We start from the raw sequence: 13,071 nt of genomic DNA, 5'->3' as shown, positions 1-13,071 counted from the left end.
CGGTGGTGTCTGAAAAATGATGTTTACAGGTGGGCGTACACGTCGTCCAGCGAGATTCCGCGGGCGACCATCATCACCTGGACGTGGTAGAGCAGCTGCGAGATCTCCTCGGCGGCTGCTTCCTTGCCTTCGTACTCGGCCGCCATCCAGACCTCTGCGGCCTCTTCGACGACCTTCTTGCCGATGGCATGGACGCCCTTCCCGACCAGTTCTGCGGTGCGGGAAGTGGCGGGGTCGCCGCTGGCGGCCTTCTGCTGGAGCTCGGTGAAGAGCTCCTCGAACGTCTTCTTGGACATGGTGATCCCACCCTAGCCGTTGTGCCGGCCTGCCTACCGCCAGGGTTCGGATACTGAGCGGAGGGTGGCCGCGGTCGCCACCGCCGCCGTCACCGCCTCGTGCCCCTTGTCCTCGTTGGAGCCCTCGAGGCCGGCCCGGTCCAGGGCCTGCTCCTCGGTGTCACAGGTGAGGACGCCCATGCCGACGGGCACGCCGGTCTCGACGGAGACCTGGGTGAGTCCCTGGGTGACGCCCTGGCACACGTACTCGAAGTGCGGGGTGCCGCCGCGGATGACGACGCCGAGGGCGACGATCGCGTCGTAGCCCCGCCCGGCCAGCACCTTGGCGACGACCGGGAGCTCCCAGCTGCCGGGGACCCTCAGCAGGGTCGGCTCGTCGATGCCGAGGTCGTGCAGGGCGCGCAGCGCGCCGTCGACCAGTCCGTCCATCACCTTCTCGTGCCACTGTGCCGCGATGACGGCGACCCGCAGGTCACCCACATTGCGTACGGACAGCTCCGGTGCACCCTTGCCGCTCACGTCTCTCCTCTTGCCTTTCGTGCCTTGCCGACTTGCGTTACTGGTTGCCGCAGGGGGACACGGGAGCCGTGTCCAGCCAGGGCAGGTCGTGTCCCATCCGGTCCCGCTTGGTGCGCAGGTAGCGGATGTTGTGCTCGCCCGCCTGTACGGGCATCGGCTCACGCCGGGTGACCTCGATGCCGTGCCGGACGAGGGCGTCGGTCTTCTCGGGGTTGTTGGTCATCAGGCGCACGCTGCGCACGCCGAGGTCCTCGAGGATCTGCGCGCCGGCCGCGTAGTCACGGGCGTCGGCGGGCAGGCCGAGCTCCAGGTTGGCGTCGAGGGTGTCGTGTCCCTGCTCCTGGAGCTCGTAGGCCCTCAGCTTGGAGAGCAGACCGATGCCCCGGCCCTCGTGTCCGCGCAGATACACCACCACGCCCCGGCCCTCGCTCTGGATGCGCTCCAGGGAGGTGTCGAGCTGGGGGCCGCAGTCGCAGCGCTGGGAGGCGAAGATGTCGCCGGTGAGGCACTCGGAGTGCATCCGGACGAGCACGTCCTCGCCGTCGCCGATCTCGCCGTGGACCAGGGCGACGTGCTCGACCCCGTCGACGGTGGAGCGGTAGCCGTACGCGGTGAAGGTGCCGTGGACGGTGGGCAGCCGGGTCTGCGCCTCGCGGCGGACGGTGGGCTCGGCGCTGCGGCGGTAGGCGATCAGGTCCTCGATGGAGATGATCGTCAGGCCGTGCTTGCGGGCGAACGGGATCAGTTCGGGCAGGCGGAGCATCCGGCCGTCCTCGCCGGCGATCTCGACGATCGCGCCGGCCGGACGCAGCCCCGCGAGACGGGCGAGGTCGACGGCCGCCTCGGTGTGGCCGTTGCGGGTCAGCACACCGCCGGGCTTGGCGCGGAGCGGGAAGATGTGTCCCGGTCGGACGAAGTCGGTGGCCTCGGTCGCGCCGCTCGCCAGGAGCCGCAGCGTGGTGGCGCGGTCGGCGGCGGAGATGCCGGTGGTCACGCCGTGGGCGGCGGAGGCGTCGACGGAGACCGTGAACGCGGTCTTCATCGACTCGGTGTTGTCCTCGACCATCTGCGGGAGCTTCAGGCGCTCCAGTTCGTCGCCCTCCATGGGGGCGCAGATCAGGCCGCGGCACTCGCTCATCATGAAGGCGACGATCTCCGGGGTGGCCTTCTCCGCGGCGATGACGAGGTCTCCCTCGTTCTCGCGGTCCTCGTCGTCGACGACCACCACGGGACGGCCGGCGGCGATGTCGGCGATGGCCCGCTCGACGGGGTCCAGCGCGAAGTCCTCGATGCCGTCCGTGCTGTAGAGGATCGGTGCGGTACTCATGCCGGCGCTCCTTCCAGAGCGGGTTGCGAGGCCTTGCGGGAGCGCAGCCACCAGTCGCGCATGCCCCACAGGACGAGCGCGCCGTAGATGACGTAGACGAAGCCGGAGAAGGCGTAGCCGTTGGCGAAGTTCAGGGGGACGCCGACGAGGTCGACGAGGAGCCAGGCGATCCAGAACTCGACCATGCCGCGCGCCTGCGCGTACATGGCGACGATGGTGCCGACGAAGATGTAGGCGTCCGGCCAGGGGTCCCAGGACAGGGACGGGTGGGCCTTGAAGAGCAGGGCCACCGCGACCGTGCCGACGGCGGCGGCGCCGACCATGGCCGCGCGCTCGATCCAGGTCGCGAAGCGGGGCGTGATCTGGCCGTCCTCGGACCGCCCCTTGCTGCGGTTCCACTGCCACCAGCCGTACAGGGCGACGACCATGACGACGACCTGTTTGCCGGCACTGCCGGTCAGATGGCCGAAGAAGGCGCCGAAGAGGACGAGCCCGGAGAGGAACTGCACCGGCCAGGTCCACAGCGAGCGGCGCCAGCCGAGGGCGAGGGTGATCAGGCCGAGGATGTTGCCGATCATGTCCGACCAGAGGATGTGCTGGTCGAGGAGGGTGAAGGCCTCGGAGTTCAGCGCGTTCACTGCGCCGCTCCCCGGGTGGTGGTCAGCAGGCGCTCGACGTACTTGGCGACGATGTCCACCTCGAGGTTGACCGGGTCGCCGGCCTGCTTGAGGCCGAGCGTGGTCAGGGCGAGGGTGGTGGGGATGAGGCTGACGGTGAAGAAGTCGGGGCCGGCCTCGACGACCGTGAGGCTGATGCCGTCGACGGTGATCGAACCCTTCTCCACGACGTACCGGGCGAGGTCGGCGGGAAGGGAGATCTTGATGATCTCCCAGTTCTCGGAGGGCTTGCGCTCCAACACCGCGCCGGTGCCGTCGACATGGCCCTGCACGATGTGCCCGCCGAGGCGGTCGCCGACGGCGGTGGGGCGTTCGAGGTTGACGCGGGAGCCGACGCCGAGTGCTCCGAGGCTGGAGCGGTTCAGGGTCTCCGCCATGACGTCGGCGGTGAACTCGTCGCCCTCGTGCTCGACGACGGTGAGACAGACCCCGTTCACGGCGATGGAGTCGCCGTGCTTCGCGCCGTCGGTCACGACGGGGCCGCGCAGCCGGAAGCGGGAGGCGTCGCCGAGATTCTCGACGGCGGTGACCTCACCCAGCTCTTCGACGATTCCGGTGAACACTTCCCGGGTCCTCCTGCCTCTTCGGGCACGGACTCCGGGGCCTGTCGATGACGACAGCAGGTACGGGCAACGACACCGGGGGCGACGCCGGACAGACTCGTCCGCGGACGAGCACGTATACGGCGGCGCGCACGAATGCCCGCCCGCCGCGCACTGCCTCCCATCCGGACTTTAACCGTCGGTCCAGGAATTTCACCTGGTCAACCGGTCGCTGGAAGCGACCGGGTCGCGGACTGTAACCGCCGGTTCGGACTTTCACCGACCCCGGAGTGCGCTGCTTTGGTTTACAGGGCCAGTGTGCCACGCCGGGTAGGCGTCCATACAGGTGAAGGATGTGGGGTGGCTCACAGGTCGTCACTTCGGCTTGCGCCCGGCCCGGTTCGAGGCCCGCCCCCGCTCGGACCGGGATTGGTCCATACCTATTGACGTACTGGTCTAGTCCTTTCTAGGGTCGGCGGAGTGCGGCCCGGCGGCGGTGACGACGGCCCTTGCCCGCCGCCGGGTCCCTTCGCCCCGGCCGATCGCCGCGCGTTCCGGCGGGCGGGACCCCCGCCGTGAGCTGCGGGACATGCGAGCCGTGGCCCACCCCGACAGGCTTGACCCGACGGAGGGCGTTCCGACCGGGAGCGCCCGGTGTCCGAAGGGACTGAACGGTATGACCACGATCCTGGTGACCGGCGGTACGGGAACCCTCGGCAGGCTCGTCACCGAACGGCTGCGCTCGGACGGGCACGAGGTGCGGGTGCTGAGCCGGCACACCCGGCCGTACGCCGTCGACCTGCGCGAGGGCGGGCCAGGACTCGACGCGGCCGTCGCGGGCGTGGACACGATCGTGCACTGCGCGACCACTCCGCGCGGAGACGATGTGCAGGCGGCCGCGAACCTGATCGCCGCGGCGCGGCAGGCCGGGGTGCCGCACCTGCTCTACATCTCGATCGTCGGCGTCGACCGGGTGCCGTTCGGCTACTACAAGGCCAAGCTCGCCGTGGAGGAACTGCTGGCGGAGTCCGGGCTCGGCTGGACGGTGCTGCGTGCGACCCAGTTCCACGACCTGCTGGTCCAGCTCTTCCAGGGGCTGGCCAAGGTACCGGTGATGATGTTGCCGGCCGGGGTGAGCGACCAGCCGGTGGAGGTCGCCGAGGTCGCCGACCGGCTCGCGGAGCTGGCCGCGGGCGCGCCGGCCGGCCGGGTCGACGACATGGCCGGGCCCGAGGTCCGCACCTTCGAGTCGCTGGCCCGCGCGTTCCTGAAGGCGAGCGGCCGACGGTGCGCGGTGGTGAACGTGCCGCTGTGGGGCGCGGCCTACCGGGGCTTTCGCGCGGGCGGCCACCTGGCGCCGGAGCGGGCGGTGGGCAAGGGCACCTTCGAGGACTACCTGGCCACGCGCATCCGCAGCCAGGCCTCGGTCGTGTCCTAGGTCGCGGACACGACCTGGTGCGCGTCGGTCCTGTGCGCCGTGCTGAACAGCTCCTCCTGGGCGGCGTCACGGGCCGTCAGCAGCGCCCCGCGCAGCACCGCGCCGCCGCCCAGGGCACTGGCGCGCACCTCCGTGGGCAGCGGCGCCATCTGCCGGAGCCGCCGTGCCACCCGGCTCGCGAGCACCTCCCCGCCGGCCTGTCCGACCTCCCCGCCGAGGACCACACAGCCGGGGTCGAGGACGGCGACGACGGAGGCCGCGCCGAGGGCGAGCCGGTCGGCCAGGGCGTCGAGAAAGCCGACGGCGGCCCCGGTGTCCGGCGCGTCCACCGCCGCTCGCACCAGCGCCGCCGCCACCGGCTCGTCGGCGCGCGCGTGCGCCGTCAGCCCGTACTCCCCCGCCAGGGCGGCGATCGCCGCCGAACCGGCCAGCGAGTGGAAGCCGCCCGCGCAGTCCGTCGCCGAGGGCAGACCGCCGGTGCCGGGTACCGGCAGGAAGCCGATCTCGCCGGTGCCGCCGGAGGCGCCGCGACGCAGTGCGCCGTCCAGGACGACGGCCGCGCCGGTGCCGTGGCCCAGCCACAGCAGCACGAAGGTGTCGCGGTCCCGGGCGGCGCCCTCGCGCTGTTCGGCCAGGGCGGCGAGGTTCGTCTCGTTCTCGACGTGCGCGTGCGCGGCCGGGAAGCGTTCCTGCAGCGCGGCCACCAGTCGGCGGTGCCACTCGGGCAGGCCGCTGGAGTCGCGCAGCTCACCGCCGGCGGGGTCGATCAGCCCGGGTGCGCCGATGCCGAGGGTGTGCAGCCGTCCCCAGGCCCGGAGACCCTCGCGCGGGGGTGCCCCGACGGCCTCGGCCTCCTTCACCGCCCGCTCGACCAGCGAGACCGCCTGTTCCACGGCCGTCCCGGTGCCCGTGTCGCCGCCGATCGGCACGGACGCCTCGGCGAGCACCCGGCCGACCAGGTCCGAGACGAGCACCGTGACCCCGTCGGTGCGTACGTCCAGCGCGGCCAGATGGGCGCGGTCGGCGACGATGCCGTAGAGCTTGGCGTTCGGCCCGCGGCGCTGCGCGCCCGCCTCTCCGACCATCTCGATCAGACCGGAGGCGGTGAGGCGTTCGACGAGGTCGGCGACCGACGGGCGGGACAGGCCGGTGAGCTGCTTCAACTGCCCCGCCGTCAACGGGCCTTCGTGCTGGAGCAGGCGGAGGGCGAGCCGGTCGTTGATGGCCCGGGCGGTGCTCGGAGATGCGGGCATGGCGGGAATCCTCCCATGGCCGAGGGGACCCGATCGGCTGCCGCCGACCGTCGGCATCTATTTATCAGGCAGGGTTCCTGATAGTTTACGACGGCATCGCGACGGCGCGGCGCGAGTCCGGAAGGGACGGGAGAAATGAGCGGAGTGGGCGAAGTGATCCACGCACCGTCGGAGGTGCGGCGCGCCCGGCACGCCGTGGCGGCCGTGTTCGCCGTGCACGGCGCGGTCACCGGTTCGTTCGCCACCCGCGTGCCGTGGATCCAGGACCACGCCGACGTCTCCACCGGACAGCTCGGGTTCGCGCTCGCCTTCACGGCTTTCGGCGCGGCCTGCGCGATGCCGCTGGCCGGCTCGATCACCCATCGCTTCGGCAGCCGCGCTGCCCTGCGTGGACTGCTCGCCCTGTGGACGCTGTCACTGACGCTGCCCGCCCTCGCCCCGAACCTGCTGACGCTCTGCCTGGCGATGTTCACGTACGGCGCGAGCGCGGGCATGGCCGATGTCGCGATGAACGCCCTGGGCGTCGAGGTGGAGCGGCTGCTCGACAGGTCGATCATGTCGGGACTGCACGGCATGTGGAGCGCGGGCGCCCTGATCGGCTCGGCGGGCGGAACGCTCGCCGCGCACCTCGGTGCGGACGCGCGCGTGCACCATGTGCTGGCGGCGGCCGTCCTCACCCTGCTCGGCCTGCTGGCCTGCCGCTGGGTGCTGGACCTGCGGCCCGCCGAGGACGAGGAGCCGCCCCCGCGGTTCACGCTGCCGCCCCGTTCGGCGCTGCTCATCGGCGCGGTCGGCTTCTGCGCGGTGTTCGCCGAGGGCGCCAGCCTGGACTGGTCGGCCGTCTACCTGCGCGACCAGCTCGGCTCGTCGGCCGGGGCGGCGGCCGCCTGTACGACCGGCTTCATGTTCACGATGGCGGTGGCCCGGATCGCGGGTGACGCCGTGGTGAACCGGTTCGGCGCGGTGCGTACCGTCCGGGCGGGCGGTGTCCTCGCCGCGCTGGGGGGGCTGCTGATCGTCGTCGCGGGGCACCCGGCGGTGGCGATGGGCGGGTTCGGGCTGATGGGGCTGGGCATCGCGGTCGTCGTACCGCTGTGCTTCGCGGCGGCCGGGCACAGCGGACCGAACCCCAGCCAGGCCATCGCGGGCGTCGCGACGATCACCTACACCTCCGGGCTGATCGCCCCGAGCCTGATCGGCGGCGTGGCGCAGGCGACCAGCCTGGTGGTGTCCTTCGTCGTGGTGACGGTCCTGGCGTGCGGGCTCGTGCTGTTCGCGGGCGTACTGCGGGGCGGCGAGCGGACCGGTGCGAAGGTCAGTCCGCAGGCCGCAGCAGTGCCCGGCCCCCGGTCCTGAAGGCGTCGCTCCACGGCGTGGGGCGCATCGTGGTCGCGTCGAGTCGCACCAGGACGCGCGTGCCGCGCGCGTACGTCGTGGCTCCGTCCGCCGAGCAGAACCGGAAGCCGTAGGTCAGCCCCGTGGTACCGAGCCGGTCCAGCCAGAGGTGGACGGCGTACGTGCCGGTACGGGTGACCGGGGCCTCGTAGCCGATCAGCAGTTCCTTGACCACGTTGCAGGCATCCCCGGCGCTCGCCCAGTCGCCCTCGAAGCGGACCCCGTTGTCCTGCCAGAACTCGGTCCAGGCCCGCTCGACGAGCAGCGGATAGCGGGCGTTGTGCAGCATGCCCAGTGCGTCCAGGTCGTCGAAGTGGACGGTGACGGGCATGAGCCGGCCGTACGACACAGCGGGGGCGCTCGGGGCTTCGGCGGTCACGACGGGGGCTCCTGTGCGGGTATGAGGTGCGTGTACGAGGAAACTACCCTCATCGTACGGGGTCGCTAAGCGGTCGCTCACCCTCCGGTTTCACGTGAGAATGGTCCGGACACCCGCACCCCCAGGAAAGCGAACCCGCACCATGGATCTTGGCGTCCGCTGGAAACTGCACGGCGACGGACGCACCCCGGCGCCCGGCGCGGTGGTCCGTCCCGACGAGCGGCTCTCCTGGCCCCGCACGGTGGGGCTCGGCGCCCAGCACGTGGTGGCGATGTTCGGGGCCTCCTTCGTCGCACCCGTCCTGATGGGTCTCGACCCCAACCTCGCCATCATGATGTCCGGTGTCGCGACCGTGATCTTCCTGCTCGCGACCCGTGGCCGGGTGCCCAGTTACCTCGGCTGCTCGCTGTCCTTCGTCGGCGTGGCCGCGGTCATCCGGGCGCAGGGCGGGACGAGCGCCACGGTCACCGGCGCGGTGTTCGTCGTCGGGGTCGCGCTGTTCCTCGTCGGACTGGCCGTACAGCGCTTCGGGGCGCGGATCATCCACGCCGCGATGCCGCCGATCGTGACGGGCGCGGTCGTGATGCTCATCGGCTTCAACCTCGCCCCGGTCACCGCCACCACCTACTGGCCGCAGGATCAGTGGACGGCGCTGCTGGTCATGGCGTTCACCGGGATGGCGGTGGTCTGCCTGCGCGGTTTCTGGTCCCGCATCGCGATCTTCCTCGGCCTCGTCTTCGGGTACGGCATCTCGTGGGCGTTCGACCGGATCTTCGGGCGGATCCACTCCGCCGACGCGAGCGGCAAGGTCACCGACCACTGGCGGCTCGACCTGTCCGGGGTCGGTCACGCCGACTGGATCGGGCTGCCGTCCTTCCACGGCCCGTCCTTCGAATGGTCGGCGGTCCTCGTGGCACTCCCCGTCGTCATCGCCCTGGTCGCGGAGAACGCGGGCCACGTCAAGGCCGTCGGCGAGATGACCGGCGACAACCTGGACGACCGGCTCGGTACGGCGATCTCCGCCGACGGCGTCGGCTCGATGCTGTCCACGGCGGTGGGCGGGCCGCCCAACACCACCTACTCCGAGAACATCGGCGTGATGGCCGCGACCCGGGTCTACTCGACGGCCGCCTACTGGGCCGCCGCCGGGTTCGCCCTCCTCTTCGGCCTGTGCCCGAAGTTCGGCGCGATCGTCGCCGCGATCCCCGGCGGGGTCCTCGGCGGCATCACCGTCATCCTCTACGGCATGATCGGCCTGCTCGGTGCCCAGATCTGGATCACCGCCGGGGTCGACCTGCGCAATCCGCTGAACCTGGTGCCGGCCGCGGCGGGCGTCATCATCGGCATCGGCAACGTCACGCTGGAGTTCACCGACACCTTCTCGCTGAGCGGTATCGCGCTCGGCACGGTCGTCGTCATCACGGGCTACCACGCGCTGCGCGCGTTCGCGCCCTCCCACCTCAAGTCGCCGGGGCCCTTGCTCGACGAGGGCACCAGCAGCTACGACGAGGCCAGTTCGTAGGCGTACGACGGGCTGAACTCGCCGGCCGACCCCTTGCAGCCGTCCGACTCCCCCGGCAGTTTCACCCACAGGTAGGCGTCGATCCGGGCCTGACCGGTTTGGAAGGTGGGGGCCCGGCCGATGCTCCGGCCGTCCGGGTCGCACCACTCGCCGCCGGTGGGCGCGCCGTTGCCGTTGCGGCTGGTGTCGATGACGGCGCCCAGGCCGGGCGGGCCGCCCAGGGCGTCCAGGATCCTGCGGTCGTAGGCCACCTCGTCCGCCGTGCGGTGGAAGTTGGAGACGTTGCTGAAGATCCCGTCGGAGGAGGCGGCCGAGGCGGCACCGGCCTGTTTCAGCAGCGCCGCCTGCTCGGCCGGGGCGTTCCAGGCCGAGTGACCGGCGTCGTAGTAGACGCGCGCCTTCGGGTTCGCCGCCTTCAGCACGCGCCCCGCGCGGGCCAGCGCGGCGAACCGGGCAGCCCGCCCGGCCTCGTCGAGGCAGTCGGTCTGGGCTATCGAGTCGGGCTCCAGGACGACCACGACCTCGCCGGAGCCGAGTCCGGCGGCGAAGGCGTCGATCCAGCCCGCGTAGGCGTCGAGGTCGGGGGCCCCGCCCTCGGAGGCACCGCCGCAGTCGCGGTCCGGGATCGCGTAGGCCACGAGGACGGGCACCCGGCCCTGCGCGGCGGCGCCCGCCGTGACCGCGCGGACCCGCGAGGTCACGGTGTCGGGGGCGTACTCGGTGAACCACACCGCCGCCGGCCGGCTCGCGATCCGGGACTCGATGACGGCGGTGCGCGGATCCGCCGGGTTGGCGCGGACCCAGTCGAGGACCTGGGACTCGGGGTGGCGGTAGAGGCTCGTGGTCACGGCGGCCGCCCGCGGCTTGCGCGCGGTACGGCCGGGCGAGGGCGTCGGCCGCGCGGTCGGGGCGGAGGCCGAGGGGGACCCGGACGGGGACGGCGGATTCGCGGTCGAGGGGGAAAGGAGCGTCGCGCTCACCTTCGGACGGGCCCGGTCCGCGCCGCGTGGGTCGTCGCCGTCGTCCCCGTCGCCGAGTGCGGTCAGCAGCCCGGCCGCGGTGCCCAGGGCCACCACCACCGAGGCGGCGGCGACCATGACCGTCCGCCGTCCGGACCGTCGCTCACGTACGCCTCGCACCGTGCTGTTCCCCTCCCGTGCGACGGGCTCGTTCCCCCGTTCCGGGGAAGCGTCGGGCCCGCCGGCACGCGGGCCAGCCTAGGACTGTCACCCTGCCCCCATGCCGCAATTGGAACAGTTCACCGCTCCCGTCGAGACGGGCCTCGACACGGACCGCACAAGTGTCGACGACGTGCTCGCCCGGATGCGCGCCCTCGACGCGGCCCTGCCTCCCGGGGACGGCGTCGCGGTCTTCAACCGCGTCTACCTCGGGGTGACCCAGGAGGTCGACCGGCGCATCGACACCGGTCGGTTCCCGGACGCACGGGCCGCCGCCACGCTGGACGTCCGGTTCGCGAAGCGCTACCTGGACGCGGTCGATCCCGGGCCGGCCGACCGACGGCCACCGGCCTGCTGGCGGCCGCTGCTCCAGTTCCGCCGCCATCCCGGCGTACGCCCGCTGCAGTTCGCGCTCGCGGGCATCAACGCGCACATCGGGCACGACCTCGCGCTCGCCGTGGTGGACGCCTGTCGTAGCCTCGGCTGCGAACCGGCCGAGCTGGAGGACGAGTTCGACCGCGTGGGCGAACTGCTCGGCTCGCTGGAGGAACGCATCCGCGAAGAGCTGATGCCGGGCCCCGACCTGTTGCAGATCGCCGACCCCCTCACCCATCTGCTCGGCTCCTGGAGCCTGGACCGCGCCCGGGACGCCACCTGGACGGCGGCCCGGGCGCTGTGGGCGCTGCGCCGGCTCCCCGACGTGGCCGGGGAGTTCACCGAACGACTCGACACGGCCGTCGGCTTCGCGGGCCGCATGATGCTCACCCCGCTGTCGGGCCTCGCGCTGTGAGACCTCGCGCCGTGCGGCCTCAGTCCTCCGGGAGTTCCACCGGCGCGATCTCGTCGTACACGTCGCCCGGGCCCGGGTTGGTCGCGTCGGTGGTCCCGCCGAAGTGGTGCATGACGCCCCAGACCGCGTTCAGCGCGGTCTGCACGGCCCCCTCGGCCCAGCCCGCGGTCCAGGAGATGTCGTCGCCGGCGAGGAAGACGCCGCGCTTGTCCTCGGGCAGCCGGTCCTGCATGAAGTGGGTGAACAGGCGCCGCTGGTAGCGGTAGTGGCCGGGCAGGTTGGCCTTGAACGCGCCCATGAAGTAGGGCTCGTTCTCCCAGGAGACCGTCACCGGGTTGCCGATGATGTGCTTCCTGATGTCGACGTTCGGATAGATCTCGCCGAGCGATTTCAGCATGACCTCCATCCGCTCGTTCGCCGACAGCGGCAGCCACTTCAGGCTGTCGTCGCACCAGGTGTACGAGAGACAGATGACGGCGGGCTTGTCCGGGCCGTCGTCGAGGAGGTAGGTGCCGCGCGTCATGCGGTCGGTGAGCGTCATCGACATGACGTCCCGGCCGGTGGGATTCCCCCTGTCGTCGACGGCCTTGTCGAGCCAGAACGGCCGGTCGACCGGCACGAACAGCTTGCTGGACTCCATGTAGTGGGTGCGCTCGATCGCCGTCCAGTGGTCGATCGGGAACAACGAGTCGTCACAGGCGATCTTCGACAGCAGCATCCAGGACTGCGCGGTGAAGATCGCCGCACGGTAGGTGCGGATGTCGCCGTTCGCGTCCGTCACGGTGATCCGGTTGCCGGCGGTGCGGTGCAGCCGGGTCACGGCCGGGCGGGGCTCGCCGTCCTCGTGCAGGCTCGCCAGCGAGGTGCCGTACGCCCAGTGGACGATCTTCTCCGGCTCGCGCTCCCAGAGGCGCAGCGGCAGCTGCTGGGAGCCGCCGACGATACCGCGGTGGTGGTCGTCGGCCTCGGTGTAGACGACCCGCAGGATCTCCAGGATGGAGTTCGGGAAGTCCGTGTCCCAGCCGCCGGTGCCGAAGCCGACCTGGCCGAAGATCTCGCGGTGCCGGAAGGACCTGAAGGCCTCGGAGTCGCAGAGGAAGCCGTAGAAGGTCTGGTTGTCGAGCTTCTCGACGAGCTTCGCCCAGATCTCGCGGATGCGCGGCACGTCCCGCTCGCGCATCGCCTGGTTCATGTCGGAGAAGTCGGCGCCCTCTTCGAGGCACTTGTTCCAGGCGGCCGCGACGTCGCGGTAGACCTGCGGCAGGTCCTCGGCCGTCTCGGCGTAGTGCGACTCGCCCTTGAGGTCGACGACCGTCGACGGGGTCGCCTCCGCGAGCGGGTTGGGGAACGGCTGGGTCCGCAGTCCCACCAGGTCGATGTAGTGCTGGAGCGCCGTGGAGGACGGCGGGAAGCGCATCGCGCCCATCTCGGCGGTCAGCGAGGGGTCGCAGCCGTCGAAGCCGACGGTGCGCAGCCGGCCGCCGATCCGGTCGGCCTCGTAGACGACCGGCTTGAGCCCCATCTTCATCAGCTCGTACGCGGCCACGATGCCGGACAGTCCGCCGCCGATGACGGCGACCTCGGTGCCGTGCTCGGTCGCGGGGATCTGGCCGAGGCCCGCCGGGTGGGCGAGGAAGTCGTCGTACGCGTAAGGGAAGTCCGGGCCGAACATGGTGATCGGCGGCTGCTGCTCGTCTGCGTGCTCGACGGCGTTGGGCACGGTGGACGTCATGGGGTACGGACTCCTTGCGCGTG

At 71.6% G+C, this 13,071-nt stretch carries 13 protein-coding genes and 1 riboswitch; of the genes, 4 read left to right on the top strand and 9 right to left on the bottom strand.

Annotated elements, in window-relative coordinates; all coding sequences use genetic code 11:
- Window positions 1–23: 23 nt before the first annotated feature.
- From OHU34_RS34890 to OHU34_RS34870, 5 genes are read right to left on the bottom strand one after another with little or no spacing between them, the layout of a single operon-like run.
- Window positions 24–296, bottom strand: a complete 273-nt coding sequence (locus OHU34_RS34890; RefSeq protein WP_054239553.1) for a phosphoribosyl-ATP diphosphatase — start codon at window positions 294–296, stop codon at window positions 24–26.
- 33 nt (window positions 297–329) lie between these two features.
- Window positions 330–815: a 6,7-dimethyl-8-ribityllumazine synthase gene (gene ribH / locus OHU34_RS34885; protein ID WP_020128903.1), complete on the bottom strand. Its 486-nt coding sequence runs from the start codon at window positions 813–815 to the stop codon at window positions 330–332.
- A gap of 37 nt (window positions 816–852) precedes the next feature.
- Window positions 853–2,142, bottom strand: a complete 1,290-nt coding sequence (locus OHU34_RS34880) for a bifunctional 3,4-dihydroxy-2-butanone-4-phosphate synthase/GTP cyclohydrolase II (protein ID WP_142269330.1) — start codon at window positions 2,140–2,142, stop codon at window positions 853–855.
- Window positions 2,139–2,780, bottom strand: a complete 642-nt coding sequence (gene pnuC, locus OHU34_RS34875) for a nicotinamide riboside transporter PnuC (RefSeq protein WP_405770057.1) — start codon at window positions 2,778–2,780, stop codon at window positions 2,139–2,141. The genes OHU34_RS34880 and pnuC overlap by 4 nt, the downstream gene beginning before the upstream one ends.
- The gene (locus OHU34_RS34870) at window positions 2,777–3,382 is read right to left on the bottom strand and encodes a riboflavin synthase (RefSeq protein WP_142269331.1); all 606 of its coding nucleotides are present in this window, start codon (window positions 3,380–3,382) and stop codon (window positions 2,777–2,779) included. The genes pnuC and OHU34_RS34870 overlap by 4 nt, the downstream gene beginning before the upstream one ends.
- A gap of 146 nt (window positions 3,383–3,528) precedes the next feature.
- Window positions 3,529–3,659, bottom strand: a riboswitch (FMN riboswitch).
- Window positions 3,660–4,037: 378 nt separating this feature from the next.
- Between OHU34_RS34870 and OHU34_RS34865 the strand changes: the two genes are divergently transcribed.
- The gene (locus tag OHU34_RS34865) at window positions 4,038–4,799 is read left to right on the top strand and encodes an SDR family oxidoreductase (RefSeq protein ID WP_142269332.1); all 762 of its coding nucleotides are present in this window, start codon (window positions 4,038–4,040) and stop codon (window positions 4,797–4,799) included.
- Here OHU34_RS34865 and OHU34_RS34860 read toward each other — a convergent pair.
- Window positions 4,796–6,052 carry an ROK family transcriptional regulator gene (locus tag OHU34_RS34860; protein WP_405770054.1) on the bottom strand — a complete coding sequence of 419 codons (1,257 nt, stop codon included), beginning with the start codon at window positions 6,050–6,052 and terminating at the stop codon, window positions 4,796–4,798. The genes OHU34_RS34865 and OHU34_RS34860 overlap by 4 nt on opposite strands.
- A gap of 135 nt (window positions 6,053–6,187) precedes the next feature.
- Here OHU34_RS34860 and OHU34_RS34855 point away from each other — a divergent pair, with 135 nt between their 5' ends.
- Window positions 6,188–7,408 carry an MFS transporter gene (locus tag OHU34_RS34855; RefSeq protein WP_142269334.1) on the top strand — a complete coding sequence of 407 codons (1,221 nt, stop codon included), beginning with the start codon at window positions 6,188–6,190 and terminating at the stop codon, window positions 7,406–7,408.
- Here OHU34_RS34855 and OHU34_RS34850 read toward each other — a convergent pair.
- On the bottom strand, window positions 7,368–7,826 hold the full coding sequence (locus tag OHU34_RS34850; protein WP_142269335.1) for a thioesterase family protein: 459 nt from the start codon (window positions 7,824–7,826) through the stop codon (window positions 7,368–7,370). The two genes, OHU34_RS34855 and OHU34_RS34850, sit on opposite strands and share 41 nt — an antisense overlap.
- 142 nt (window positions 7,827–7,968) lie before the next feature.
- Here OHU34_RS34850 and OHU34_RS34845 point away from each other — a divergent pair, with 142 nt between their 5' ends.
- Window positions 7,969–9,348: a uracil-xanthine permease family protein gene (locus tag OHU34_RS34845; RefSeq protein WP_230196466.1), complete on the top strand. Its 1,380-nt coding sequence runs from the start codon at window positions 7,969–7,971 to the stop codon at window positions 9,346–9,348.
- Here the strand turns inward: OHU34_RS34845 and OHU34_RS34840 are convergent.
- Window positions 9,327–10,445: a glycoside hydrolase family 6 protein gene (locus OHU34_RS34840; protein WP_142269957.1), complete on the bottom strand. Its 1,119-nt coding sequence runs from the start codon at window positions 10,443–10,445 to the stop codon at window positions 9,327–9,329. The genes OHU34_RS34845 and OHU34_RS34840 overlap by 22 nt on opposite strands.
- A gap of 142 nt (window positions 10,446–10,587) precedes the next feature.
- On the opposite strand from OHU34_RS34840, the gene OHU34_RS34835 reads away from it, so the two are divergent.
- A complete protein-coding gene (locus tag OHU34_RS34835; RefSeq protein WP_230196465.1) occupies window positions 10,588–11,316 on the top strand; it encodes a DUF5995 family protein in 729 nt (242 codons plus the stop codon).
- Window positions 11,317–11,335: 19 nt separating this feature from the next.
- Here the strand turns inward: OHU34_RS34835 and OHU34_RS34830 are convergent, their stop codons facing one another.
- On the bottom strand, window positions 11,336–13,048 hold the full coding sequence (locus tag OHU34_RS34830) for an NAD(P)/FAD-dependent oxidoreductase (RefSeq protein WP_142269337.1): 1,713 nt from the start codon (window positions 13,046–13,048) through the stop codon (window positions 11,336–11,338).
- Window positions 13,049–13,071 lie beyond the last annotated feature (23 nt).

Source organism: Streptomyces sp. NBC_00080, from assembly GCF_045041255.1.
GTDB classification, from domain to species: Bacteria; Actinomycetota; Actinomycetes; order Streptomycetales; family Streptomycetaceae; genus Streptomyces; species Streptomyces coriariae.
This window is presented reverse-complemented; position numbering and strand designations above follow the sequence as displayed.

Bases quoted from the DNA above. Each gene is read 5' to 3' on its own strand.
- OHU34_RS34890 (WP_054239553.1), bottom strand. From the start codon at position 296: ATGTCCAAGAAGACGTTCGAGGAGCTCTTCACCGAGCTCCAGCAGAAG.
- OHU34_RS34880 (WP_142269330.1), bottom strand. From the start codon at position 2,142: ATGAGTACCGCACCGATCCTCTACAGCACGGACGGCATCGAGGACTTC.
- OHU34_RS34865 (WP_142269332.1), top strand. From the start codon at position 4,038: ATGACCACGATCCTGGTGACCGGCGGTACGGGAACCCTCGGCAGGCTC.
- OHU34_RS34860 (WP_405770054.1), bottom strand. From the start codon at position 6,052: ATGCCCGCATCTCCGAGCACCGCCCGGGCCATCAACGACCGGCTCGCC.
- OHU34_RS34855 (WP_142269334.1), top strand. From the start codon at position 6,188: ATGAGCGGAGTGGGCGAAGTGATCCACGCACCGTCGGAGGTGCGGCGC.
- OHU34_RS34845 (WP_230196466.1), top strand. From the start codon at position 7,969: ATGGATCTTGGCGTCCGCTGGAAACTGCACGGCGACGGACGCACCCCG.
- OHU34_RS34840 (WP_142269957.1), bottom strand. From the start codon at position 10,445: ATGGTCGCCGCCGCCTCGGTGGTGGTGGCCCTGGGCACCGCGGCCGGG.
- OHU34_RS34835 (WP_230196465.1), top strand. From the start codon at position 10,588: ATGCCGCAATTGGAACAGTTCACCGCTCCCGTCGAGACGGGCCTCGAC.
- OHU34_RS34830 (WP_142269337.1), bottom strand. From the start codon at position 13,048: ATGACGTCCACCGTGCCCAACGCCGTCGAGCACGCAGACGAGCAGCAG.